This is a genomic window from Trebonia sp. (genome assembly GCF_049794275.1).
In the GTDB taxonomy this organism is placed as follows: Bacteria; Actinomycetota; Actinomycetes; order Streptosporangiales; family Streptosporangiaceae; genus Trebonia.
This window is the reverse complement of sequence record NZ_JBARCR010000663.1, coordinates 1-4,712: the sequence shown is the minus strand read 5'-3', so window position 1 is coordinate 4,712 and position 4,712 is coordinate 1. Positions and strand designations below refer to the sequence as shown.

Below are 4,712 nucleotides of genomic sequence, written 5' to 3'. Positions count from 1 at the left end.
ACGCTGACCCGCGCGCCCCGCGCGTCCGGCGAGCCCGGCGGCCACGCCGATCCCGTCGACGTCGGCGAACCCGGGGAGTACCTGCTCGACCCCAGCCCCGCGGTCACCAGGGCCGGGCTCGTCGAGGACCTCGCCCGGCTGCTCGGCGCGCGGAAGATCGACCCGCGGATCGCCTTCCTGACGGCCGACCATGAGGTAGCCACGCCCTTCGCGCGGACGCTGCGCGTCGTCGAGTCCGCCCCGTGGAACGAGAAGCGGTTCGCCGCCCGGCTGCGCGAGCTCGGCGTCGGCGCGGCGGACATCCGGCGCCGCGGCCTCGCCGGCGACGTCGACCAGATCCGCCGCCGCCTCAAGCTCAGCGGCCGGCACCGCGCCACTGTCGTCCTCACCCGTGTCAACGACAAGCCCTGGGGCCTGATCTGCACCGACATCCGTACGCACTTAGGCCAGCCGCTGAACGCATTTTTCTATCACTTCTGACCACTTTCCCGCCCGATTTGCCCGATTTATCCCCACGGAACTGACCGGAAATGAGACGGATCCCGACAAGTACGCCGCCGTCACGCCGGTTACCGACGCGAGCCAGGCGACAACTGCCGGATTTCGCGCACACGCGACGCCCCACCCGGGGGACCTATGGCTGATAGAGAGATGACTTCCCATCACCTTCGGCCCTTTCCGCGTCCGATTTGTCCAATATCAGGGGCAGAGGCTGATGGGAAGTTGCGACGGCCTGCCGGCTACGGCTCGTTGACGTCGGCGAGCAGGTCGGGGACCGCGGCGGCGGCCCGGCGCGCCATCCGCTCCGCTGTGGGTTACTCCCCGAACGTGAACCGCGGTGCGGACTGGCTGAGCACGGCGGCCGCCGGCGTGATCGACCAGATAGCGGTCAGTTCCGCGACGACAGCCGCGATGAGCTCAGGCACGTCCGATGGCGCTGAGTCGTGCATGGCCTCGGCCACGATCAGCGCGGTGTGCGTCGGTGCCCGGACGGCCGACAGGCCGCTTTGCCGGTTCGTCCATCGCCGGGCGTGCACCTGAGCCGCCTGGTCGGCGAAGATCACTTCGCCAGGGCTGGGATGCTCGGCCTCGCCGGAGAACGTCAGGTAGTTTTCGTCGCCGGCCGCGTACCGTACTCGCAGGCAGCCGCTGATCGCGGCGACGTCGAAGACGGCCACCGGGATCGCGAAGGCGAGGGACACGGCGTTGCACACGTCCACCAGCGGGTGCAGCCGCGGCAGGGCCCCCTCCTTCCTGAAGCGCCGGAGCAGCGCCTCCGACGCGCACCGGTACTGGGTCGGCTTGAGCCCCATCGTGGTGAAGGCCCGCCGCCAGGCCTGGATTTCCGGCAGCTCGCTTTCCGTCGCCCCCGCCAGCCGGGACTTCGCGATGGCGGTGAACCTGGCGACACCGTCGTCGGCCACCGCATCGCCGGAGATCCCGGTCGCGAACACCACCCCGGCGACGAGCTGAGGGAAATCGCGCCAGATCTCATCGGAATGCCGGAAGTCCACCGCGCTCCTTAGGAACCGCCGAGCACCGCGGCGGCCGCCTGGCGCTTCATCAGGTTGTAGGCGATCGTCGCCGGAGCCAGGCCGGTGGGCACGGCGGCGGCGAGCCCGACCGCGGCCCCCGCGAACACGTCCACGCCGCTGGCAGACATCACTGTGTCGATCGACAGAGCCGAGTGGTTGAGTACTCCGGTCTGCGTGAGCTCGAGCGACGGGTGCCCGCCCACCGCGGGCCCCGGCGCCGCCTTCAGCCCGAACGTCCCCGTCGCGCCGTTGGAGGTAGCGGTGAACGACCGGCACCGCCCCGCCACCGACGTGACCCCGGCCACGAACGCCGCGGCCGCGGCGGGGGTGCCGAACTGGTAGACCACCTGGTCGTACGCCTGCGATTGCCCCGCGGCGCTGACGGACGCCAGCGCCGTCTCACCGAACCCGGTGTTACCGAAGTGGTTGACGAACGTCCCGCAGTCGACCGTCGCCAGGTCGTACTGCGGGGGCGACGACGACAAGACCGCGCCGGAGCTGACAACGGACGACGACGACAGCGTGAACCCGGTGGGGAAGAACGACTGCGGGAGCAGCACCGTCTCCAGCTGCGTGCCGGTGAGCTGCCCGGACGCCGCGGGCACGGGGGTCATCGACACGGTAGGCGCGGCGGCGGCCGTCGTCGGAGCCGCCGCCGCGGAAGACGAGGACGACGGCGTCTGGTACGGCACGCCCTTGGTGGCGCACCCGGTCAGCGCGACGGCTGCGACCGCGGTAACCCCTGCGAGGACCCGAGAAACCGATGACACAGCGTTAGCCAGCCCCCAATCCGGACATCAACACCTGACAAGGTACCGGTCGGTGTCCACCGCCCGCACGTGGCGTGCGACGCGCGGACGTGGATAATGACGCTGGAACACCGACGTTGGCCGACATCGGCGTCGGGCTTGAGGAAAGGATACGCAACGTTATGGCACAGCGAATCGCGATCGTTACCGGGGCTGCTCGCGGGATCGGCGCCGGAACCGCCAAGCGCCTGGCCAGCGACGGCATGGCCGTCGGGGTGCTCGACCTGAACGAGGCCGACGGCGCGCAGACCGTCGCCGAGATCGAGAAGGCGGGCGGGAAGGCGATCGCGGTTGGCGCCGACGTCAGCAACGCGGACCAGGTCCAGGCGGCTGTCGACCGGGTGGCCGCCGAGCTTGGCGAGCCGACGGTGCTGATCAACAACGCGGGCGTGACGAGGGACAACCTGCTGTTCAAGATGTCGGAGACCGACTGGGACATGGTGCTGAACGTCCACCTGAGGGGCGCCTTCCTCATGACGCGCGCGACCCAGAAGTACATGGTCAGCGCCAAGTGGGGCCGGATCGTCAACCTGTCGTCGGTGAGCGCGGTCGGTAATCGCGGGCAGGCGAACTACTCCGCCGCGAAGGCCGGCATGCAGGGGCTGACGAAGACGCTCGCGATTGAGCTCGGCAAGTTCGGCGTCACCGCGAACGCCGTGGCGCCCGGGTTCATCGTCACCGACATGACCGCGGCCACCGCGGCCAGGCTGGGCGTGTCATTCGAGGACTTCCAGGCCGGCGCGGCGCAGACGATCCCGGTGCAGCGGGTCGGCCTGCCGGAGGACGTGGCGAACGCGATCTCGTTCTTCGTGAGCGAGGCGGCCGGCTTCGTGTCCGGCCAGATCCTGTACATCGCCGGCGGACCCGTCTCGTAGGAAAGGGGCAGGGCGTTGACCACCGATACCGATCTCCGCGACCGGGTGCGCGCGTTCCTCGCGGAGCACGACCCGGCGACGACTCCGGCAGCGGAGTTCAACAGTGCCAGGTTCGACGCCGGGCTGGCCGCCGCGCACTACCCGGCCGGGCACGGCGGCCTCGGCCTGTCCCGCTCGCTGCAGCCGGCGGCCGACGAGGAGTTCGCCAAGGGCGGCGCCCACGACCTCGACCCGCGGCGCAACGTCATCGGCCTCGGCATGGCCGCGCCGACGATCATCGCGTTCGGCACCGACGAGCAGAAGACCCGCTGGCTGAAGCCGCTGTGGACCGCCGAAGAGATCTGGTGCCAGCTCTTCAGCGAGCCCGGCGCGGGCAGCGACCTGGCCGGCCTCGGGACCCGCGCCGTCAGGGACGGCGACGAGTGGATCGTCAACGGCCAGAAGGTGTGGACCTCGCTCGCCCACGAGGCGCGCTGGGGTTTGCTGCTCGCCCGCACCGACCCGGACGTGCCCAAGCACGCCGGGCTGAGCTACTTCGTCATCGACATGCACCAGCCGGGTGTCGAGGTGCGCCCGCTCCGGCAGCTCACCGGCCAGGCGGAGTTCAATGAGGTGTTCCTCACCGATGCCCAGGTGCCGGACGCGAACCGGCTCGGCGACATCGGCGCGGGCTGGCGCGTCGCGCAGACCACGCTGATGAACGAGCGGGTCTCGATCGGCAGCTCCCGGTCGGTGCCGAGGGAGCAAAGCGCGATCGCGTTCGCCGCCGCGGACTGGCGCACGCACCCTGAGCTGCGCACTCACGAACTGCACCACCGGCTGCTCCGGCTGTGGGCGGAAGCCGAGGTGGCGCGGCTGGCCGGCGAGCGGCTGCGGCAGCAGCTCGCGGCGGGGGAGCCGGGCCCGGAGGGCTCGGCGGCCAAGCTCGTCTTCGCCCGGCTGAACCAGGAGATCTCCGGATGGGAGATCGACTTCGGCGCGGCGGACGGGCTGCGCTACGACGACTGGACGATGCACCGCGGCTCGGTCACCGACTACGCCCGCGGCCCCGGGTACCGCTACCTGCGCTCGCGGGGCAACTCGATCGAGGGCGGCACCTCCGAGGTGCTCCGCAACATCATCGCCGAGCGCGTCCTCGGCCTGCCGCCTGAGCCCCGCACCGACACCGGCGTCGCGTGGAAGGATCTGCCCCGCTGATGGCTCACACCGTTGACCTTCTCTATTCCGATACGGAACGTACGCTCGCGGCTGCCCTCGCCGATCTCCTCTCGTCCCGTGCGCAGCCCTCCGACGTGCTGGCGAGGACCGAGAAACCGGACACGTACGACCTGGACCTGTGGCGCACTGTGGCCGCGGAGATCGGCCTGGCGGGCCTGCTGATCCCTGAGCCGCTTGGCGGCGCCGGCGCCTCCTACCGGGAACTCGCCGCCGCCGCCGAGCAGTTCGGCGCCGCCGTGGCGCCGATCCCCTACCTGGGCAGCGCGGCCGTGGCC

6 protein-coding genes are annotated in these 4,712 nt (G+C 70.8%); 4 read left to right on the top strand and 2 right to left on the bottom strand.

Features of this window, described 5'->3' with window-relative positions:
* Positions 1–480: THUMP-like domain-containing protein (locus WA805_RS17810; RefSeq protein ID WP_425242890.1), on the top strand; the 480-nt coding region annotated here is incomplete at its 5' end.
* Between the two features lie 335 nt (positions 481–815).
* On the opposite strand, the gene WA805_RS17805 is transcribed toward WA805_RS17810, so the two are convergent.
* Positions 816–1,514, bottom strand: a complete 699-nt coding sequence (locus tag WA805_RS17805; protein ID WP_422278114.1) for a B3/4 domain-containing protein — start codon at positions 1,512–1,514, stop codon at positions 816–818.
* Positions 1,515–1,522: 8 nt separating this feature from the next.
* Positions 1,523–2,305: a hypothetical protein gene (locus WA805_RS17800; protein ID WP_422278116.1), complete on the bottom strand. Its 783-nt coding sequence runs from the start codon at positions 2,303–2,305 to the stop codon at positions 1,523–1,525.
* Between the two features lie 161 nt (positions 2,306–2,466).
* On the opposite strand from WA805_RS17800, the gene fabG reads away from it, so the two are divergent.
* The 3 genes from fabG to WA805_RS17785 all read left to right on the top strand — a co-directional run.
* Positions 2,467–3,219, top strand: a complete 753-nt coding sequence (gene fabG, locus WA805_RS17795; protein ID WP_422278118.1) for a 3-oxoacyl-ACP reductase FabG — start codon at positions 2,467–2,469, stop codon at positions 3,217–3,219.
* Positions 3,220–3,234: 15 nt separating this feature from the next.
* Positions 3,235–4,416, top strand: coding sequence for an acyl-CoA dehydrogenase family protein (locus tag WA805_RS17790; protein ID WP_422290536.1), 1,182 nt, complete (start codon positions 3,235–3,237; stop codon positions 4,414–4,416).
* A partial coding sequence (locus tag WA805_RS17785) for an acyl-CoA dehydrogenase family protein (protein WP_425242889.1) occupies positions 4,416–4,712 on the top strand: 297 nt, incomplete at its 3' end. The genes WA805_RS17790 and WA805_RS17785, both read left to right, overlap by 1 nt.